Genomic DNA, 18,990 nt, shown 5'->3' on the forward strand with positions numbered 1-18,990 from the left:
CATGCTCGCCCAGCCTCGCGCTCAGTTCAAGAGGGTGGTGAGGCCACGCTTACCAAAGTCCTGGCGAACATGGATGGTCTGTTTGCGCAGATGTATGCAGCCGACATCAAAGGCGGGCGTCCCAGCATTGCCCCCGAGAAGCTCCTGCGTGCCATGCTCCTTCAGGTGCTCTACAGCGTGCGCTCGGAGCGCCAGCTCATGGAGCAGACCCAATACAACCTGCTGTTTCGCTGGTTCATCGGCCTGGCCATGGACGATGCCGTGTGGGTGCCTACCGTCTTCAGCAAAAACCGTGAACGTCTGATCAAGCACGATGCTGTCATCGAGTTCTTCAACCAGACCGTGCAGCAAGCGCAGGAACAGGAACTGCTCTCGGGCGAGCACTTCAGCGTGGACGGCACCCTGATCCAGGCCTGGGCAAGCCACAAGAGCTTCGTACGCAAAGATCGCCCGCACGATGACGACAACAGCGACGCAGGCAACTTCAAAGGCCAGATGCGCAGCAACGACACCCACACATCGACCACGGACACAGATGCACGGCTGTACCGCAAAGGCAAAACAGCCAGCGAGCTACGTTTCATGGGTCACACGCTCACCGACAACCGCCATGGGCTGGTGGTCAATGCCGTGGTGACCCACGCCGACGGCTACGCCGAGCGTGAAGCGGCCAAGGCCATGGTCAATGACGCTCGCCAGGCTCTGCCCGATCATGAGCCTGTCACCCTCACGCTGGGTGCAGACAAAGGGTATGACGCCCGGGAGTTCATCGAGGCATTGCAGGAGATGAACGTATTGCCCCATGTGGCGCAGAACAAATCGGGACGCCAGTCTGCGGTGCCTGAGGCCATTGCGGGCAGCGAAGGCTACGCCGTATCGCAGCGCAAGAGAAAGCTGATCGAGCAAGGCTTTGGCTGGGCCAAGACCGTGGGGCACATGCGCCAGGTCTTGGTGCGCGGGCTCAAGAAGGTTGACCAGGTGTTCGTGCTGACGATGGCTGGCTACAACCTCACGCGACTGCGCACCTTGGGACAACTGCGTCTGCAGGGGCGGATGTGAGTGCAAAAACGCAAGAAAACGGGCCTGGGGAAACGAAAACCGCCGAAATCGCAAGCCTTGATTTCAAGATATGAAAGAGCGCCAAAAATGCACTCGAAACGCCAAGGAAAAGGCTCGCGCGCAGGGGAAATATTTCAGCAGCCTGCTAGGCGGGCTGTGGTGGGAGTGGGCAGACTTAGTGAGTCTTGATCATCTGCGTTTGCGCCGGTGCGGCGTCCAATCGGTACACGCGCTCACCATCGAATGGGAGCTGGTGTGTATCGCCGAACTTCGGATAGAACTGGTCGAGCAGCAACTTGAAGTTGGCCCAAGTGGATGACATGCGCATCAGCAGGATCACGCCTTCTAGCAGGCGCTCAAGATGCGGCTTCCCATTTGTCGGGTTCAGGTACTGCGTGAGCTTCTGAGTGGGCCTACCGCGCTCGTTGCGACGAACACGATCATGCAGCGCAGTTCTGACGCCGGGTGCTAGTCTGTCGTAGATGTCGTTAGTCCAGGTGCCGACTACGCCCGGGCGCTTGGTGTTTTCAGGGTCAAACGCCCAGCCGTTGAGGCGGTAGATGTGCCGATAGAAATCGAGGGGAAACATCTTGACCCATGGTTGTGCATCTTTCTCGACATACTGCTCAATGATCTTGTCGATAGCCCGACGTTTGCGCATATCCTCGAAGCCGGTGGCAATATCCACCAAGTCCTCGATGGCGTAGTTCGTCAGCGCCTTCAAGAAGCGGCCGCAGGCTTGGCCGATGTGCGTTTGGCTGGGAAGCAACTTGCCGGCCACCATGGCGTCTTGATAGACCCAGCACACGCCAGGTAGAAGTGATGCCTTGTAGCCAAATGCCCTGCCTTGGTAGCCAGGACCGCGCAAAGGCACAAATTCAAGCGGAGTTGTCGACTCTACTAAGTCATTGTCGATAAATGGCTTTAGGTTGTTTGCGCGCATGAAAGCTGGCAATCCGTCGACCGTAGCACCTTCCCCGCCTTTTGCCTTGCCGGCACGTCCGATGGCGGTCAGAAATCCCTCTTGCGTTAACACTCGCGTGCTGTTGGCGTCATCAAGAACAGCACAAGGGATATGCAGATCGCCGATGATTAGAGTTCCTTCAGCTACAGCTTTTGGCAGGCCGGAAACTGCGGCCCAACGCGCTGCTGCCGCCTTCTGCGCAATTTCCCTCTTCCGTGCTGGCGTAAGTCGCTGCGCGCGCGCTTGTCCGCCGAGTTGCTGCGCGGTCTGATCGTCTTTGCTGTCGCTCATGCTTGCTGCCGATAGTTGATGATGCTTGCTATTGTAAGCAGCAAGCATATCGGTGAGCAAGCCTTTATATGCTTGCTATTGAGCCTCCCTCGGCATCCTACGCCACTCCCACGGCGGCACTGGCTCCCGGCCCTCGTTCAGCATGGCCCACTGCCCCAGGCGCTCTGCTTCGGCCTGCCTTTGCAGCGGGTACAGGTGCACATGCTGGCTGGCGTACCGGGTGAACACCATCGCCTAGCCGTTGCGCACCATCCATGCCCCGGCGTCCTGTTGCTGGCACTCCACATCCGCCACCATGCGCCCGTAACGGTCCGTGGTGCGCGGGGTGACCCGGCGGTGCTGGAGCTGTGCCGGCGGCACGCCCATACTCCGTGAACCCGCAACTTCCGCAACTGCCGCAACGTCGCCTCCGAGCGCCTTTTTTGTGCCCGAAAGGAGTGAACCGATGGACCCAGTTGTGGCCGATCTGCTGGCCCGCCTGAACGCCAACCTGCGTGAGCTGTTTGAGGAGCGTGCGGCCGTCCGCGAGTTTGACGGCGGCCTGCATCCCGAACTGGCCGAAGCCATCCTTACAGGTGCTCAAACGGTTTACTTGGACGACATGAGCGAACTGGGCCCTCTTGACGTCCAAGTTAAGAAGCAGGATGAGGTGGTTGGTAGGAACTCGGGGTTGGACATCATTCAGGCCGTGAGCAGCCTCAGCAGTCAGGCGATGAGAACAGAGCTTTCTCGCGATTGGCGCGCACCTTTCGTATGCACGACCCAGTGTTTCAACACGGATCCGTCATTGGCGCCAATATGCTCTTATGAATGAGCGTCCGGCGATCCCTGACTGGTCAGCAGCGGAAAACTCAAACGAAAGCAGGCTCCCGCAAGCGGGCCGTCGACCAGCTCAAGCTCGCCACCCATCTTGGTGACGATGGTCTGGCTGATGTTCAGGCCGAGTCCGCGTCCCGAGCTGATCGATGGGGCTGATGGGTCGTGGCGGCCGCGGACGAATTTGTGGAACAGGCTGGCGCGGATTTCCGGAGGGATGCCGGGGCCGTTGTCGGCCACCTCGATCCGGTAGCGGTCGCCCGCGATCGATGAATCGACCTGAATGACCGGGTCGGCGGCGTTGTTGTACTTGACTGCATTCGAGAGGATATTGATCAGCACCTGGCACAGGCGGTTGACATCGGCGTTGATCCGGGCTCCGGCCACACGCGTGCCGACACGGACCTGAATGCCGCGCTGGTGCGCCAGCCCTTCGCAGACCTCGAGCGCGTGCTCGATGGCCTCGTCGGGGTCGGTCGGTCGGTTGTCCCAGTCGCTCTCGCCGTGCTCCAGGGCGCTGATGTCGAGGATCTCGTCGAGCAGCAGGGTCAGGCGCTTGCTTTCCTCCTGGATGATCGATGTGAAGCGGTCGTGCTGGGCCGGGGTCAGGTCCTTGTCGTCCAGCAGAATCTCCGAGAACGAACGGATCGCGGTCATCGGCGTGCGCACTTCGTGGCTGATCTGCGACAGGAAGTCATCCTTCTGCTGATGCAACTCCTGCAGCAGCGTATTCGCGTGCTGCAACTGCTGGGCGGTCTGGCGCAGCGCTTCCGAGGTGCGTTCGAGCTCGTGCGAGTATTCGATCACCTGCTGCGCCTCGTCGGCGATGGTCATGAATTCCTCCAGCGACATGTCGGTGCCCGAGACCACCTTGGACAGCAGAATGTGCGCCGAGGCGGCGCCGATCGAGCCTGCGAGTTCGCGTTCCAGCTGGCCGATGAAGCCGGGCAGCACTTCCGACTGGCCGACCGTGAAGCGCTCGCTCTCGGTGGCGGCCGCGAACAGCTCGCGTGCGCGTTCCCAACCCAGCACGCGCTCGGCGATGAAGAACAGGTCGCTGGTGGTGGCCGAGCGGCCGATCAGGGTCGACTCGAGGCCGGCCGGATGCCTGAAGACGTCGACGAACTGGGTGCTCTGAATGCGCTCGCGCACGCTCTGCCGGGTAGCCAGCGAGACCACGGTCAGCAAGGCCGTGTTGACGAACAGGCTCCAGAACACCGAGTGGACCAGCGGGTCGAGCCCGGTCAGACCGAACAGCGCCTGCGGCTGCAGGTACGCGATACCCCATGGGCCGGTCTGCAGCAGCTTGGCGACGCCGGGGCTGGCGCTCTCGAAGCTGGGCAGGAACATGGTCCACGCCCAGATGAGGAAGCCGCCCAGGATGCCGGCGAGCGCGCCCTTGGCGGTGGCTTCGCGCCAGTACAGGGCAGCCAGCATGGCGGGCAGGAACTGGGCCACGCCGGCAAACGAGATCAGGCCGATCGGCGCCAGCGCGTCGGAGCCGGTGGTCATCCAGAAGTAGAGAAAGCCGAGCAGCAGGATGCCGGCGATCGACAGCCGCCGGGTCTTCAGCAGCAGCCGCGCGATGCCCTGATCGCCCGACAGGTCGATGGTGCGGGACTGGCGCAGCGCCAGCGGCAGCAGGATGTGGTTCGAGATCATGATCGACAGCGCGATCGAGGCGACGATGATCATCGACGTGGCGCTGGAAAAGCCGCCGATGAAGGCGAACAGCGCCAGGCCGGTCTGTCCGCTGGCCATTGGGATGGTGAGCACGAACATGTCCGGGTTCGAGCCGCCCGGCAGCTCGGTCAGCCCGTACAGAGCGATCGGCAGCGTGAACAGGCTGGCCAGCAGCAGGTAGCCGGGAAAGGCCCAGCTGGCGGTGCGCAGGTGGTTCTCGTTGGCGTTCTCGACCACCGTGATCTGGAACTGGCGCGGCAGGCACAGCACCGCGGTGGCCGACAGCACCAGCAGTGCGATCCAGCGGCTGCCGAACTGCTGCTGCGCGAAGACGTCGATGCCGGCCTGCTCGGCGCGCAGGTAGATTTGATCCAGTCCGCCGCTGACGCCGAACACCACGAAGGCGCCCACCGCCAGCAGCGCCAGCAGCTTGACGATGGCCTCGAAGGCGATGGCGGCCACCACGCCGTGGTGCTGTTCCTTGGCATCGACGTTGCGCGTGCCGAACAGGATGGTGAACAGCGCCATCATCGCGGCGACGCCAAATGCCAGCTGGATCTCGTGCAGATCGCGCAGCGGTCCGCCGCTGGAGGGGGCGGCGGCAGACACCACCTGGATCGAGGTGGTGATCGCCTTCAGCTGCAGCGCGATGTAGGGCGTGACGGCGACGATGGCGATCAGCGTCACCAGCACCGCCAGCGGGCTGGACTTGCCGTAGCGCGAGGACAGCAGGTCGGCGATCGAGGTGATGCGCTGCACGCGCCCGATGCGCACCAGCTTGCGCAGGACGAACCACCAGCCGATGAACACCAGCGTCGGGCCGAGGTAGATTGCGAGGAACTCCAGTCCGACGCGCGCCGCCGTGCCGACCGCGCCGTAGAAGGTCCAGCTGGTGCAGTAGACCGAGATCGACAGCGTGTAGACCAGCGGCGAGCGCAGCAGCGCGCCATCGCCCTTGCGCGCACGCGCGTCGGAAACAAAGGCCAGCGCGAACAGCAGGCCGACGTAGGCGATCGCCGCCAGGATGACGAGGTCGGCCGACAGCATCAGGGTTCGCCGTTGTCGTGCCGGGGCCGCTCGGCCTGCTCGTCGACATCGGAGTCCGGTAGCCAGCGCGCCAGCAGGGCCGCGCCAGCAACCATCGCCAGCCAGGCGGCGAACAGGTAGACGGTCTGCAGCGGCACGCCGAACAGCAGGAGGCGGGCGCCGAACAGGCTCAGCAGCGGCGGCACGATCAGCAGCGCCGCGGCGACCGGCAGCAGGAGGGCGGTGTGCTCGCGCTTGCGGCCGGCTCCACCCGATGGCTCCTTGCGCGCCCGCATCGCTAGGCTCGCCTGGGTTGCACGCGGCGCGCTTGGGTCATGGTGCGTGCGCCGGGCCGCGCTAGGATTCGCCGCTCGCCGGGTTGGATTCCAGCAGCCGGCGCACCGCGTTGATCACGTCTTCGTTGGCATACGGCTTGGTGACGAAGCCGTCGGCGCCGAGTTCCTCGACCACCCGGCGGTCGTGCTGCTGGCCCTTGGCCGTCAGGATCAGGACCGGGATGTGGCGTGTCGCCGGGTCGGCCTTGAGTTCCTTCAGCACCTCGAAGCCGTTGCGCTTGGGCAGCATCAGGTCGAGCACCAGCACGCGCGGATGCAGCTTGCGGACACCCGCCAGCGCGGCGTCGCCGTCGGTCACGGTGTCGATGGTCCAGCCCGCGCGGCGCAGGATGAAATCCAGCGAATCGAGGATGCCGGGCTCATCTTCCGCGATCAGCACGTCGATCATGTTGTCTCCGTCGCCATGGGCCTGGTTGGCCGGGTCCGCGCGCCCATGCTGCGATGGGCCGGGGCGCACACGGCCGCCAATTCGTTCCTATTGTGATTCAGCCGCGCCAAGGCTCCCCAGCCGAAAGGTATCACGAGTCAGCCCCCGCCGGGTCCGGATCGGGCGCCGGGAAGTCGCGCGGCACCAGCGGCAGGCGCAGGTTGGGGCGCTCGCCGAAGACGTCGAGCGCCTCCTCCTGCCGGTACTCGCATTCGCGCCGGATGCAGAGCCGGCAGGTCGGCCCGACCGGCACATCGAGCGCAGGATCATCGAGTTTCAGTCCCTGTCCGTAGACCATGCGGTCGGCGTGCAGCAGGTCGCAGGCCAGCATCACCGAGGAATGGAAGGGCTGCGCGTGGTAGCTGGCCAGGCCCCTGGGTGTGGCGCGGCCCAGGAACAGGTAGCGCGCGCCGTCCGGAAACTGCACCACCTGACGCAGGATCTGGCCTGGGCTGTGCGCCGCCGCGTAGATCACCCACAGCGGACAGGCGTGGCCGGTGTTGGCCAACTGCAGGCCCGGCAGCGGGAAGTGCTTGGTCAGCCGCCCGGCCGGATCGGCGCGCAGGAAGCCGAACGGGATGCCCTGCTCGTTCGGCCGGCGCAGCGTGACGAGCCGGTGCGCGACCTGCTCGAAGCTGGCGGCATAGGCCTGCCGCAGGCGATCGATGTCGTACTGGTGGGTTTGCGCATCGCCCAGGAAGCGCGAGTAGGGGAACACGGTGGCGCCGGCCACGTACGAGGCCAGGGCGCGGTAGGCGATGCGCTGCGCGCTGGCCGTGGTCAGGCGCCGATCGTGCACATGCTCGTCGATCAGCTCGCCATGCGTCAGCTCGGCCAGCAGCCGCGTCAGCTGGAACTGGCGCGTGGCCATGCTGGTGGTGCGCTGGAACCAGACCACGCGCTCCTCCGCGTTGAAGCCGAAATCCTGCGACAGGCCTTCGTGCCCGGCGTGGGCGGCGAAGGCGACCTGCACCTGCACGGCGAAGCGCTGCGCCAGCAGCTGCGTCAGCGTCGCTTCGCCGAAATCGCCGGCGGCCTCGATCTCGGCGCGCAGGCTGGCGGCGGCGTCCTCGAGTCGCGGGAAGTAGTTGTTCTCGCCGATGATCAGGTCGTCGACCTCGCGCACCGGCGACAGCGCCGGCCGCGTGCGCACCGACTGGTCGAAGTACGCGATCAGCGCGCGCGCCAGGTCGGACAGGCTGCGCGCCTCGCGGTCGATGGTGTCGAGGAAGCGGTGCTGCTGCAGCCGGCTCAGATCCGGCACGCTGCGGATGATCTCGCCGCTGGAGCGCACCGCCGTCACGTGGCTGAGGATCTGGTGCAGCAGCCGCGACAGCAGCGGGTCGGATTTCAGCCGGTTGGCGAAGGTCTCGACGCTGGCGCTGGCATCGACGTAGCCGCGGTAGAGCCGGTGCAGCGCCTGGGCCACGGTCGGCAGCTGCGCCACCAGATCGTGCAGCTGACCGGGCTCGACCTTGACGCCGCCGATGACCGGATCGGACAGCAGCTCGCTGAGCTCATCCAGCAGACGCTGCTCCTTCTCGCCGCTGAGTTCCTCGACTTCGATGCCGAGCTCGGAGGCGATGCGCAGCAACAGTGCGCCGCCGACCTGGCGCTTGTCGTTCTCGATCAGGTTCAGGTAGCTCGGCGAGATGCCGGCCGCGCGAGCCAGGTCGGCCTGCAGCAGTCCGCGCAACTTTCGTTGCTGGCGCAGCTTGGTGCCGATCGGTGCGGGCATGGGGTTCGGGGCGGTCGTTGCGCGTGCGGACAAAACTGCCCGCACGTCAATTGATTTACTAAGTTGACACTGTAACTATTCAATACTTTACAGGAAAGTCCCTGTGCGGCCAATGTTCATTGACCAAGTTGCAACTGGATACCACAGTGAATGGCCTGGACATTCCTTTACCCAAACAGCCTAGGAGACAAGCATGGCACATCAAGGACAGAATCGAGATCGCCGCACGATATTGCGGGCGGGCACGGCGGGGATCCTGAGCGCCGGCGTGAGCCCGTTCTTCTTCGTCCGCAACGCGTGGGCGCAGAAGAACTTCTGCAACAACCCGACCGGCAAGACCGTCACGTTCGGTTTCAACGTGCCGCAGACCGGCAGCTACGCCGAAGAGGGCGCGGACCAGCTCAAGGGCTACCAGCTCGCCGTCAAGCACCTGAACGGCGAGGGTGATGGCGGCCTGCTCAAGACCCTGAAGCCGAAGGCGCTGAAGGGCAACGGCGTGCTGGGCAAGAAGGTCGTGTTCGTCAGCGGCGACACCCAGACCAAGACCGACGCCGCGCGCGACGGCGCGCGCCGCATGATCGAGCGCGACAAGGTCATCATGGTGACCGGCAGCGTGACCTCGGGCGAGGCGATCGCGCAGCAGGCGCTGTGCCAGGAGAAGGGCATCATCTACATGTCCGGCCTGACGCACTCCAACGACACCACCGGCAAGGACAAGCGGCGCTACGGCTTCCGGCACTTCTTCAACGCCTACCAGTCGGGCGTGGCGATCGCCCCGATCCTGGCCAAGGAGTACGGCAAGGACCGCAAGGCCTACCACATCACCGCCGACTACACCTGGGGCTGGACGCAGGAAGAGTCGATCAAGAAGGCGACCGAGGCGCTCGGCTGGAAGACCGTGGCCACGGTGCGTTCGCCGCTCGGCCTGGGCGACTACTCGCAGTACCTGACGCCGGTGGCCAACTCGGGTGCCGACGTGCTGATCCTCAACCACTACGGTCACGACATGGTCAACTCGCTGCCGCAGGCGGTGCAGTTCGGCCTGCGCGACAAGCAGGTCAACGGCAAACAGTTCCAGATCGTGGTGCCGATGTTCTCCGAGCTGATGGCGCAGGGCGCCGGCGAGGCCGTGAAAGGCATCATCGGAACCTCCAACTGGCACTGGGCGCTGCCGGACGAGGGATCCAAGGTGTTCACCAAGTCGTACGGCGAGGCCTACGGCCAGCCGCCGTCGCAGTCCTCGCACACCGGTTACGTGCAGGCGATCCTGTACGCCGATGCCTGCGAGCGTGCCGGCACCTTCTACCCGCCCGAGGTCATCAAGGCGCTGGAAGGCTTCGAGTTCGACGGCATGGGCAACGGCCCGACGCTGTACCGCGACACCGACCACCAGTGCTTCAAGGACGTGCTGGTGGTGCGCGGCAACCCGAAGCCGACCAGCAAGTTCGACGTGCTCAGCGTCATCGGCAAGGCCACGCGCAAGGAAGTCACCTACGACCCGAAGATCTTCGGTGGCGAGCTCGGTCCCTACGAGCCGAACATGTGCTGACGCGGCCGCCGGCCTGCTGACTGACGACTGGCAGCCCCGACCGCAGCCTGGCCGCATGGACGGCCGGGCTGCGGCGGGACACGACAACGACGAGGTGGAGACAAGCGCTCATGAATGCAATCCTGGCGCAGTTGCTGAACGGGCTCGACAAGGGCGGTGCCTACGCGCTGATCGCGCTCGGCCTGACGCTGGTGTTCGGCACGCTTGGCGTGGTGAACTTCGCGCACGGCGCGCTGTTCATGCTGGGTGCGTTCTGCGCCGTGGCGTTCCGCTACCTGCTGACGATCGAATCGGTGCGCACCGACCCGACCCAGATGACGCCCTGGGGCCAGCCGGTCGAGATCAAGACGCCGATCGTGCAGGACTGGTTCGGCGAATGGGGCGCGATCATGGTCGACTACTCGGTGCCGCTGTCGATCCTGCTGGCCATTCCTGTGATGCTGCTGATCGGCGTCGCCATGGAGCGAGGCCTGATCAAGTACTTCTATAAGCGCACCCACGCCGAGCAGATCCTGGTCACCTTCGGACTGGCGATCGTGCTGCAGGAGATCGTCAAGAGCTTCTTCGGCCCGAACCCGATTCCGCAGCCGATGCCGGAGGCCCTGCGCGGCGCCGCCGACATCGGCGCCTGGATCGGTATGGGCGAGGGGCAACTCACCTACCCGTGGTGGCGCATGGTGTACCTGCTGTTCTCGCTGGTGCTGATCGGCATCATCTTCGCCTTCCTGCGCTTCACCACCTTCGGCATGGTGGTGCGCGCCGGCATGAATGACCGCCAGACGGTGTCCTTCCTGGGCATCAACATCGACCGCCGCTTCACCATCATGTTCGGCGTCGCCGCGGTGGTGGCGGGCCTGGCCGGCGTCATGTACACGCCGCTGCTGTCGCCGAACTACACGCTCGGCATGGACTTCCTGGTGCTCAGTTTCGTGGTGGTCGTGGTCGGTGGCATGGGTTCGCTGCCGGGCGCGGTGCTGGCGGGCTTCCTGCTCGGCATCCTGCAATCCTTTGCCTCGATGACCGAGGTGAAATCACTGATCCCCGGCATTGACCAGATCATCATCTACTTCGTCGCCGTGGTGATCCTGCTGGTGCGCCCGCGCGGCCTCATGGGACGCCGTGGCGTCATGGAGACCTGAGCATGAAGTCGCTGTTCTTCCTCGACCGACGCGACACCATCAAGCTGGCGATCTTCGCGCTGGTGGTGCTGACCATGCCGATCTGGCTGGCGCCATTCGGCGCCGCCTACCCCGGCCTGCTGCAGAAGTTCGTCATCTTCGCGATCTTCGCGATCGGCTTCAACATCCTGTTCGGCCTGACCGGCTACCTGTCGTTCGGCCACGCGGCCTTCCTGGGCATCGGCTCCTACACCGCGGTGTGGTCGTTCAAGCTGTTCACCATGAACGTGATCCCGGCGGTGATCCTGGCGGTGCTGGTGTCGGGCGTGTTCGCGGTGGTGATCGGCTACCTGAGCCTCAAGCGCAGCGGCATCTACTTCGCCATCCTGACGCTGGCCTTCGCGCAGATGTGCTACAGCCTGGCCTATTCGGTGCTGACCCCGATCACCCAGGGCGAGACCGGCCTGCTGCTGACCCGCAACGACCCGCGCATCATCGACATGATGTTCCGCGAGCGCATGGAAGGCCTGCCGACGCCGAGCCTGTTCGGCCTGGAGATGGATGGTTTCTACGGCTTCTATTTCTCCGCCGCGATGCTGCTGCTGACCTTCTTCGTCTCGCAGAAGATCTTCGCCTCGCCGTTCGGCATGATGCTGCGCGGCATCAAGTCGAACCAGACCCGCATGAGCTACACCGGCTTCAACATCCGGCCGTACACGCTGGCGGCGTTCGTGATCTCCGGCATGTACGCCGGCCTGGCCGGCGGCCTGCTGGCGGTCACCGACCCGATCGCCGGCCCCGAGCGCATGCAGTGGACCGCCTCCGGCGAGGTGGTGCTGATGGCGATCCTGGGCGGCGTCGGTACGCTGGTCGGGCCGGTCATCGGCGCCTGGATCATCAAGTACCTCGAGAACATCCTGTCGGCCTTCAACGATCAGGTGCTGAACCGCTTCTTCGACTTCCTGCCCGATGGCGTGCAGGAGCTGGTGGTCACGATCAGCAGCAAGTTCGTCGGCGAAGGCTGGCACCTGACGCTGGGCCTGATGTTCGTGCTGGTGGTGGTGTTCCTGCCCGGCGGCATCGTCGAAGGCGTGCGCCGCGTCAGCGCGCGCTTCAGCCGCCGTTCCAGCAGCAGCGGCGCCAGCGGCGCCCTGAAACCGCGGCCGGCCTGAGCAGCGAGGAGACGAGACGCATGGATGCCACCACCTCCACTGCCACGTTGAACGGCCACGCGGCGAGCGCGGTCAACAGCGCACCGGCCGACCAGGACATCGTGCTGCACGTCGCCGATGTCTACAAGAGCTTCGGCGGGCTGCGCGCCCTGTCCGACGTCAACCTGCGGGTGCGCAAGGGCTCGACCCACGCCATCATCGGTCCCAACGGCGCCGGCAAGTCGACGCTGCTGAACGTCATCATCGGGCGGCTGCCGCCAACCAGCGGCGCGGTGATCTACAACGGCCAGGTGCTGACCGGCAAGCAGCCGCACGAGATCAACCAGCTGGGGATCGCGCGCGTGTTCCAGACGCCCGAGATCTTTCCCGACCTGTCGATCCTGCACAACGTCATGGCGCCGGCGTTCGCGCGGCGCGACGGTGCGTTCAAGGTCAACTTCCTGCGCTCGGTCAGCCGCGAGCGCCAGATCCGCGAGGAGGCCGAGCACATCCTGGAGGACGTCGGCCTGGTCGACCGCAAGACCACGCACGCCGGCGCGCTGTCGCGCGGCGACAAGCGGCGGCTGGAACTGGCCATGTGCCTGATCCAGCGTCCGCGCCTGCTGCTGCTCGACGAGCCGACCGCCGGCATGTCGCGCCACGACACCAACACCACCATCGACCTGCTCAAGCGCATCGGCGGCAAGGACATGACCAAGGTCATCATCGAGCACGACATGCACGTGGTGTTTTCACTGTCCGACTACATGTCGGTGCTGGCGCAGGGCGAGGTCATCGCCGAGGGCCTGCCCGAGCAGATGCGCGGCGATCCGCGCGTGCAAGCCGCGTACCTGGGAGGAGCCGCCTGATGAACGCCATGGTCATGGAACGCAAGCCGGCCGCGACCGCGGCTGCCGGCGAGCGCGCCTTCTTCTCGGTGCGCAACCTGCACGGCTACTACGGCGACAGCTACATCGTGCAGGGCGTGTCCTTCGACATCCAGAAGGGCCGGATCCTGGCGCTGCTGGGCCGCAACGGCGCCGGCAAGACCTCGACGCTGCGCCTGATCGCGCGGGCCGACATGCCGACCCTCAAGGAAGGCGAGATCTGGCTCGACGGCCAAGCCATCCACCCGCTGCACGGCTACCGCGCCGCCCAGGCCGGCATCCAGCTGGTGCAGGAAGACCGGCGCATCATCGCCGGCCTGTCGGTGGAGGAGAACCTGATCCTGGCCCAGGTCGCGCCCGGCCGCGGCTGGGAGCTGGAGCGCATCTACTCGCATTTCCCGCGCCTGGCCGAGCGCCGGACGCAGGAAGGCATCACCCTGTCGGGTGGCGAGCAGCAGATGCTGGCGATCGCGCGCGCGCTGGCGCGCGACATCAAGCTGCTGCTGCTGGACGAACCCTACGAAGGGCTGGCACCGACGGTGGTGCAGGAGATCGAGCGCATCCTGCACGAGATCAAGGCGCTGGGCATCACCACCATCATCGTCGAGCAGAACGCCGTCGCCGCGCTGCGGCTGGCCGACGATGCGGTGATCCTCGACACCGGCGAAGTCGCGTTCACCGGCACCGCGAAGGAAGTGCTCGACAACGCCGACCTGCGGCACGAGTACCTGGCGATCTGAGGCGGCCCGCAGCCGGGGCCGTCCGCGGCCGCGGCGCTGCCATGGTGCTCAGATCAGCGCCTGCGGCCGCTCGCCGTGCTCGTACACCACGTGTGCGCGGCCGACGATCAGCGGGTCGAGCTTGCCGATCTGCTGCAGGTCCTTGCCGCTGTAGGGCAGCTTGTGCAGCACGTAGCGCATGGCATTGAGGCGCGCGCGCTTCTTGCAGTCGCTCTTGACCACCGTCCAGGGGCTGTCGGCGGTGTCGGTGTCGAAGAACATCTGCTCCTTGGCCAGGGTGTAGTCGTCCCACTTGTCGAGGCTGGCCTTGTCGATCGGGCTCAGCTTCCACTGCTTGAGCGGGTGGCCCTCGCGTTCCTTGAAGCGCCGGCGCTGCTCGTCCTGGCTGACGCTGAACCAGAACTTGATCAGATGCACGCCCGAGTGCACCAGGTGGCGCTCGAACTCGGGCACCTGGCGCATGAAGTCGTGGTATTCCTTGTCGGTGCAGAAGCCCATCACGCGCTCGACGCCGGCGCGGTTGTACCAGCTGCGGTCGAACAGCACGATCTCGCCGAAGGTCGGCAGGTGCTGCACGTAGCGCTGGAAGTACCACTGGCCGCGCTCGACCTCGCTGGGTTTTTCCAGCGCCACGGTGCGGGCGCCGCGCGGGTTCAGGTGTTCCATGAAGCGCTTGATGGTGCCGCCCTTGCCGGCGGCGTCGCGGCCCTCGAACAGGATCACCACGCGGGCGCCGGTTTCCTTGACCCAGCTCTGCAGCTTCAACAGTTCGACCTGCAGCTTGAACTTGTGCTTCTCGTAGGTCGAGCGGCGCAGCAGGTTCTTGTACGGGTAGCCGCCGTCGCGCCAGTCGTCGGCCAGTTCCTCGTCGGGATTGATGCGCTCGAGCACGGGCGCGTCCTGCTCGCGCAGCGCCTCGCGCAGCGCCTGGCGGTCGTCCGCCGAAGCGCCGTCGAGGATGGCGCGCAGCGCCTGCGCGCGCTCGGCTGGCGTGCCGGCACGCTCGTCGCTGACCAGTCGGCGCGCGGCCGCCAGCTGCTTGTCGCGCGCCGCCACCGTGGCGTTCTCGACCACGAAGCGCTCGATCGCCCGCGGTGCCAGCGAAGGTGGCGTGTCGCCCTTCCTGACCGGACGCACCTGGGTGCCGGCATCCGATGCGGCCGCTGCCTCGCCGGTCGTGCCGGGCGCGGATTTCTTCATCGCCGGGCGCTTGCTGCCCGCTCGGGTGGCGGCCGTCTTGCGCGGCGTACTGGCTTTGTCCATGGTGGGTCGACCTTCTGCTGGCAAAAAGATGTGCGGTGGCGTCGCACGGCAACCACCTCACTATCTACCGGTCAGAACCGGATAATTTGATGTCGGTCAAGAAAGCCCACAAGTCGGGCAAGGCTGTGTGAAGAAGTCCACGGGCGCGTCAGCGCCTGGCCACCGGCCAGACCACGCCGTTGTCGTTGAGGATGGCGTCCAGCGGTTCGTCGTGCGGTTCCGGCTCGAAATCGTCGATGAAACCGTTGGTGAAACCCAGCCCGACGGTGAACGGGCGCGGCTGCAGCGCGGCCAGGGTGCGGTCGTAAAAGCCACCGCCGTAGCCCAGCCGGTAGCCGCCCGGCCCGTAACCGACGCAGGGCACCACCAGCAGCGTCGGCACGATCAGCTCGGTGTTCTTGGGCTTGGGGATGCCGTAGGCGTCCTCCTCCATCTCGCAGCCCGGGTACCAGGCGTGGAAGCTCAGCGTCTTGTGCAGCTTGTCGACCACCGGCAGGCCGATGCGGCGGCGCTGCGGCTCGTCCATCAGCTCGCCGTCCTCCTTCCAGCGGTGCAGCGCCGGCAATGGGTCGAACTCGCCCTTGATCGGCCAGTAGGCGCCGATCACCGTGTCCGGCCGGCCGATCAGCCAGATGCGCAGGATGTCCTGCAGCGCATCGATGCGCGCCAGCCGGTCTTCCAGTCGCAGGCGCTGTTGCACCAGGCGTTCGCGCAGGGTTTTCTTGTCGAACTTGCTCATAATGGGTCGATGCGTGGTTGGAAGATTCTGACACCCTTGCGGGCCCCGGGTTGGCTGCTCTTGTGGGCCCTGACGGCGCCGGTGGCGATGGCCCAGGGCGCGGCGCCGCCACAGCCTGGACCGGTTGTGGCGCCGGTCAGCCCGCCGCCGGCGCCCGCCGCCCTGCCGGCCCCGGCGGTGGTGCCCAGCGACGGCGTCATCCTCGACATGCGCGAAGCCTATCGCCGCAACGACCGCGCCCGCCTGGCGGCGCTGCTGCCGCAGGCTGCCGGCCATCCGCTGGAGGCCTGGGCCGCCTACTGGGAACTGAAGGCGCGGCTGGATGAAGCCAGCGCGCCCGAGGTGGAGGCCTTCCTGGCACGCTACGCCGGTACCTACCAGGAAGACCGCCTGCGCAACGACTGGCTGCTGGTGTCGGGCAAGCGCAGCGACTGGGCCAGCTTTGCCGCCCACTATCCGCGCTTTCGCATGCGTGACGACCGCGAGGTACGCTGCTACGCGGTCGCGATGGATGCCTACCAGGGCCGCGAGATCAGTCCGGAGGCAGTGACCCAGGTGCGCGACGACTGGTTCGCCCAGCGCAATCTCGACGACGGCTGCCTGCTGGCCGCCGACCTGCTGCACCAGGCCGGCAAGCTGCCCTATCAGGATCTGTGGCGGAAGGCGCGCCTGGCGATGGAGAGCAACCGCGCCGCGCTGGCACGTGCGGCGGTCGAGCTGGATGCGCCCGACGCCGCGACCGAGGTGGCGCAGATCCAGAACAGCGCCATCCGCTACCTCAACGCGCGCGCGCCGGTGGTGACCCGCAAGCGCCAGGAGCTGGTGACGCTGGCCCTGATCAAGCTGGCGGTCGACGACCCCGACCAGGCGGCGACGCAGATGAGCGGCAAATGGGCCGCGCAGCTGACCGCGGAAGAGCGCAACTGGGTCTGGGCCGTGATCGGCAAATGGGCTACGCTGAAGCTGCAGGACGGCGCCCAGGCGCACTTCGCCCGGGTCACGCGCCGCGCCGACCTGAGCGACGACCTGCTGGCCTGGAACGTGCGTGCCGCGCTGCGCCAGGGCGACTGGCGCATGGTGCGGGACGCTGTCGAGGCGATGAGCCAGGACGCGCGCCGTGATCCCGCCTGGACCTACTGGCTGGCACGCGCCCGGCTGGCGCTGGCGCGCAGCGAGCTCGACCGCACCCAGGCGCAGCAGTTGCTGGAAGGCATCGCCGGGGTCCAGGGCTTCTACGAGAAGCTGGCGCTGGAGGAGCTGGGCCGCCCGATCGCCACGCCGCCCGCGCCCGAGCCGCTGACGGCGGCCGAGCGCGACTGGGCCCGCGCCCATCCCGGCCTGCGCCGCGCCCTGCTGGCGATCGGGCTCGGTCTGCGCAGCGAGGGTGTGCGTGAATGGAACTACTGGACCAACCTGCACCAGCCCGGCGGCAAGCCCGACCGCGAGCTCTACGCCGCCGCCGACCTGGCCTGCCAGCACCGGATCTGGGACCGCTGCATCAACACCAGCGAGCGCACCCGCGGGTTCATGGATTTCACCCAGCGCTTCCCGATGCCCCACCGCGACGCCGTGGTGCGGCAGGCGCAGGCCATCGGCCTCGATCCAGCCTACGTGTACGGGCTGATCCGGCAGGAAAGCCGCTTCATCATGGACGCGCGCTCGAGCGTCGGCGCCTCGGGCCTGATGCAGATCATGCCGGCCACGGCGCGCTGGACCGCGCGCAAGATCGGGCTGGACGGCTTCACGCCGGGGCAGATCAACGAGCTCGACACCAACATCCTGATCGGCACCAGCTATCTGAAGCTGGCGCTGGACGAGTTCCGCGGCTCGATGCCGCTGGCCGCCGCAGCCTACAACGCCGGCCCGAATCGCCCGCGCGCCTGGCGCAACGGGCCGACGCTGGAGGCCGCCATCTGGGCCGAGACCATTCCCTACGGCGAGACGCGCGACTACGTGAAGAAGGTGCTGTCCAACACCACCGACTACGCCGCCATCCTGAGCGGACGGCCGCAGTCGCTGAAGAGTCGGCTCGGCAGCGTCGGGCCGGCGCCGATCGATGAGCCGGTGCTGACGAAGGACTTGCCTTGACGGCCGCCGCCGCTCGGGCACGATGGCGGCGTGGCTGAACGCTGCTATGGTGCGGCCGGGTTGTGATTTGAGACTGGAGGGCATTTCATGACGCAACGTGTGCTGATTCTGGGCGGATCCGGCTTTGTCGGCCGCCATATCGTCGAGCGCCTGCAGCGCCAGGGTGTGGCCATGACGGTGCCGACGCGCCGGCTGACCAACGCGCGCCATCTGTGGCACCAGCCCAAGGTGGAGGCCGTGGTCGCCGACGTGTTCGATGCGCCGACGCTGGCGCGGCTGGTGGGCGAGCACGACGCCGTGATCAACCTGGTCGCCATCCTGCACGGCAGCAAGAGCGAGTTCGAGCGCGTGCACGTCGAGCTGCCGCGCCGGATCGCCGAGGCCTGCGCGCAGGCCGGCGGGCGCCGGCTGGTGCACATCAGCGCGCTCGGCGCGGCGGCCGATGGCCCGTCGAAGTACCAACGCAGCAAGGCGCGCGGCGAGGCGGTGCTGGGCCAGGCGGCGCAGGTCGGCTCGCTGCAGCTGACGGTGCTGCGGCCGAGCGTGATCTTCGGCGCCGAGGACCGCTTCCTCAACCTGTTCGCCGGCTTGCAGCGCATCTTCCCGGTGATCCCGCTGGCCGGCGGCGACGCGCGCTTCCAGCCGGTATGGGTGCGCGACGTCGCCGAAGCGGTCGTGGCCTGCCTGGAAGACGACACCACCATCGGCCAGACCTACGAACTCTGCGGCCCCGAGGTGTGGACCCTGCGCGAGCTGGTCAAGGCGGCCGGACGCTGGTCGGGCATCGGTGCCGGCAAGGGGCGCCCCGTCGTCGGCGTGCCGATGGCGCTGGGCCGGCTGCAGGCGCTGGCGATGGAATGGATGCCCGGCCAGCCGCTGATGAGCCGCGACAACCTCGATTCGATGAAGGTCGACAACGTCGCCGGCGGCCAGCTGCCCGGGCTGGAGTCGCTCGGTATCCGGGCGGCGCCGCTGTCGGCGGTCGGCCCGCAGTACCTGGGCCAGACCGGCCTGCAGGCCAGGCTGGATCAGTACCGACGCTCGGCCAGGCGCTGAGCCGACAGACAGGCGCGCCGCGGCGCCGCAGACTCGGTG

At 66.5% G+C, this 18,990-nt stretch carries 16 protein-coding genes; 9 read left to right on the plus strand and 7 right to left on the minus strand.

From position 1 onward, the window contains the following. On the plus strand, positions 1–1,059 hold a 1,059-nt coding region (locus PK606_RS12440), incomplete at its 5' end, for an IS5 family transposase (RefSeq protein WP_324564441.1). Positions 1,060–1,234: 175 nt separating this feature from the next. Here the strand turns inward: PK606_RS12440 and PK606_RS12445 are convergent. Further along, a complete protein-coding gene (locus PK606_RS12445) occupies positions 1,235–2,374 on the minus strand; it encodes a P63C domain-containing protein (protein ID WP_324564444.1) in 1,140 nt (379 codons plus the stop codon). 385 nt (positions 2,375–2,759) lie between these two features. Here PK606_RS12445 and PK606_RS12450 point away from each other — a divergent pair, with 385 nt between their 5' ends. Beyond that, entirely contained in the window at positions 2,760–3,128 is a 369-nt protein-coding gene (locus PK606_RS12450; RefSeq protein WP_324564446.1) for a hypothetical protein, read from the plus strand. On the opposite strand, the gene PK606_RS12455 is transcribed toward PK606_RS12450, so the two are convergent. The 4 genes from PK606_RS12455 to PK606_RS12470 all read right to left on the minus strand — a co-directional run bounded on the left by PK606_RS12455 (position 3,119) and on the right by PK606_RS12470 (position 8,360). Further along, on the minus strand, positions 3,119–5,860 hold the full coding sequence (locus PK606_RS12455; RefSeq protein ID WP_324564449.1) for an ATP-binding protein: 2,742 nt from the start codon (positions 5,858–5,860) through the stop codon (positions 3,119–3,121). The two genes, PK606_RS12450 and PK606_RS12455, sit on opposite strands and share 10 nt — an antisense overlap. After that, positions 5,860–6,135 carry a hypothetical protein gene (locus PK606_RS12460; protein WP_324564452.1) on the minus strand — a complete coding sequence of 92 codons (276 nt, stop codon included), beginning with the start codon at positions 6,133–6,135 and terminating at the stop codon, positions 5,860–5,862. The genes PK606_RS12455 and PK606_RS12460 overlap by 1 nt, the downstream gene beginning before the upstream one ends. Positions 6,136–6,196: 61 nt before the next feature. Further along, positions 6,197–6,583 (minus strand): response regulator transcription factor, encoded by a 387-nt coding sequence (locus tag PK606_RS12465; protein ID WP_324564454.1) that lies wholly within the window; start codon positions 6,581–6,583, stop codon positions 6,197–6,199. 130 nt (positions 6,584–6,713) lie between these two features. Beyond that, on the minus strand, positions 6,714–8,360 hold the full coding sequence (locus tag PK606_RS12470; RefSeq protein WP_324564456.1) for a helix-turn-helix domain-containing protein: 1,647 nt from the start codon (positions 8,358–8,360) through the stop codon (positions 6,714–6,716). A 268-nt stretch (positions 8,361–8,628) separates the two neighbouring features. On the opposite strand from PK606_RS12470, the gene PK606_RS12475 reads away from it, so the two are divergent. From PK606_RS12475 to PK606_RS12495, 5 genes are all read left to right on the plus strand, one after another. Beyond that, positions 8,629–9,909: a substrate-binding protein gene (locus PK606_RS12475; RefSeq protein ID WP_324564459.1), complete on the plus strand. Its 1,281-nt coding sequence runs from the start codon at positions 8,629–8,631 to the stop codon at positions 9,907–9,909. Between the two features lie 110 nt (positions 9,910–10,019). Next, positions 10,020–11,048, plus strand: coding sequence for a branched-chain amino acid ABC transporter permease (locus PK606_RS12480; RefSeq protein ID WP_324564462.1), 1,029 nt, complete (start codon positions 10,020–10,022; stop codon positions 11,046–11,048). A 2-nt stretch (positions 11,049–11,050) separates the two neighbouring features. Continuing rightward, positions 11,051–12,199: a branched-chain amino acid ABC transporter permease gene (locus tag PK606_RS12485; RefSeq protein ID WP_324564464.1), complete on the plus strand. Its 1,149-nt coding sequence runs from the start codon at positions 11,051–11,053 to the stop codon at positions 12,197–12,199. A gap of 20 nt (positions 12,200–12,219) precedes the next feature. Continuing rightward, positions 12,220–13,047 carry an ABC transporter ATP-binding protein gene (locus PK606_RS12490; RefSeq protein ID WP_324564467.1) on the plus strand — a complete coding sequence of 276 codons (828 nt, stop codon included), beginning with the start codon at positions 12,220–12,222 and terminating at the stop codon, positions 13,045–13,047. Next, a complete protein-coding gene (locus PK606_RS12495) occupies positions 13,047–13,805 on the plus strand; it encodes an ABC transporter ATP-binding protein (protein WP_324564469.1) in 759 nt (252 codons plus the stop codon). Before PK606_RS12490 ends, PK606_RS12495 begins: the two co-directional genes overlap by 1 nt. Positions 13,806–13,853: 48 nt before the next feature. On the opposite strand, the gene ppk2 is transcribed toward PK606_RS12495, so the two are convergent. Continuing rightward, positions 13,854–15,068 (minus strand): polyphosphate kinase 2, encoded by a 1,215-nt coding sequence (gene ppk2 / locus PK606_RS12500; RefSeq protein WP_324564471.1) that lies wholly within the window; start codon positions 15,066–15,068, stop codon positions 13,854–13,856. 148 nt (positions 15,069–15,216) lie between these two features. Next, entirely contained in the window at positions 15,217–15,807 is a 591-nt protein-coding gene (locus PK606_RS12505) for a 5-formyltetrahydrofolate cyclo-ligase (protein WP_324564472.1), read from the minus strand. Between the two features lie 9 nt (positions 15,808–15,816). Between PK606_RS12505 and PK606_RS12510 the strand changes: the two genes are divergently transcribed. After that, positions 15,817–17,895 carry a lytic transglycosylase domain-containing protein gene (locus PK606_RS12510; protein ID WP_324564474.1) on the plus strand — a complete coding sequence of 693 codons (2,079 nt, stop codon included), beginning with the start codon at positions 15,817–15,819 and terminating at the stop codon, positions 17,893–17,895. Positions 17,896–17,982: 87 nt separating this feature from the next. Next, positions 17,983–18,951, plus strand: a complete 969-nt coding sequence (locus tag PK606_RS12515) for a complex I NDUFA9 subunit family protein (protein WP_324564476.1) — start codon at positions 17,983–17,985, stop codon at positions 18,949–18,951. Positions 18,952–18,990: the final 39 nt, after the last annotated feature.

This window comes from Ottowia sp., from assembly GCF_035444425.1.
GTDB lineage: Bacteria > Pseudomonadota > Gammaproteobacteria > Burkholderiales > Burkholderiaceae_C > Ottowia.

What these genes read in the sequence shown, in the direction of transcription:
- PK606_RS12480 (WP_324564462.1), top strand. Translation starts at nt 10,020, where the DNA reads ATGAATGCAATCCTGGCGCAGTTGCTGAACGGGCTCGACAAGGGCGGT.
- PK606_RS12455 (WP_324564449.1), bottom strand. Translation starts at nt 5,860, where the DNA reads ATGCTGTCGGCCGACCTCGTCATCCTGGCGGCGATCGCCTACGTCGGC.
- ppk2 (WP_324564471.1), bottom strand. Translation starts at nt 15,068, where the DNA reads ATGGACAAAGCCAGTACGCCGCGCAAGACGGCCGCCACCCGAGCGGGC.
- PK606_RS12510 (WP_324564474.1), top strand. Translation starts at nt 15,817, where the DNA reads ATGCGTGGTTGGAAGATTCTGACACCCTTGCGGGCCCCGGGTTGGCTG.
- PK606_RS12470 (WP_324564456.1), bottom strand. Translation starts at nt 8,360, where the DNA reads ATGCCCGCACCGATCGGCACCAAGCTGCGCCAGCAACGAAAGTTGCGC.
- PK606_RS12450 (WP_324564446.1), top strand. Translation starts at nt 2,760, where the DNA reads ATGGACCCAGTTGTGGCCGATCTGCTGGCCCGCCTGAACGCCAACCTG.
- PK606_RS12485 (WP_324564464.1), top strand. Translation starts at nt 11,051, where the DNA reads ATGAAGTCGCTGTTCTTCCTCGACCGACGCGACACCATCAAGCTGGCG.
- PK606_RS12495 (WP_324564469.1), top strand. Translation starts at nt 13,047, where the DNA reads ATGAACGCCATGGTCATGGAACGCAAGCCGGCCGCGACCGCGGCTGCC.
- PK606_RS12465 (WP_324564454.1), bottom strand. Translation starts at nt 6,583, where the DNA reads ATGATCGACGTGCTGATCGCGGAAGATGAGCCCGGCATCCTCGATTCG.
- PK606_RS12460 (WP_324564452.1), bottom strand. Translation starts at nt 6,135, where the DNA reads ATGCGGGCGCGCAAGGAGCCATCGGGTGGAGCCGGCCGCAAGCGCGAG.
- PK606_RS12515 (WP_324564476.1), top strand. Translation starts at nt 17,983, where the DNA reads ATGACGCAACGTGTGCTGATTCTGGGCGGATCCGGCTTTGTCGGCCGC.
- PK606_RS12490 (WP_324564467.1), top strand. Translation starts at nt 12,220, where the DNA reads ATGGATGCCACCACCTCCACTGCCACGTTGAACGGCCACGCGGCGAGC.
- PK606_RS12505 (WP_324564472.1), bottom strand. Translation starts at nt 15,807, where the DNA reads ATGAGCAAGTTCGACAAGAAAACCCTGCGCGAACGCCTGGTGCAACAG.